1 protein-coding gene is annotated in these 224 nt (G+C 25.4%); it reads right to left on the reverse strand.

The window, feature by feature from the left end:
• Window positions 1-35: 35 nt before the first annotated feature.
• Window positions 36-224: hypothetical protein (locus tag V6255_RS18475; RefSeq protein WP_425355954.1), on the reverse strand; the 189-nt coding region annotated here is incomplete at its 5' end.

Genomic DNA, 224 nt, shown 5'->3' on the forward strand with positions numbered 1-224 from the left:
AAAACGGTTACTTTAAAAAATAGCCACGTATGATATTAAGCTTGTAATATTTTTAAGAAATGAAGATCTTTACTGTCATCAGCAATAAAACCCATTTTAATTAAATAGTTACTGTGCATATAATGGTTCTCAGCAGCTTTTAAAACTTTAACCCACCTTTTCTGTAAAAAATGTTGATTAGTTTTAAAATAATTAGTACGTAATTTATAATCACGATATTTAGA

The organism is Psychromonas arctica (assembly GCF_038155225.1).
In the GTDB taxonomy this organism is placed as follows: domain Bacteria; phylum Pseudomonadota; class Gammaproteobacteria; order Enterobacterales; family Psychromonadaceae; genus Psychromonas; species Psychromonas arctica_B.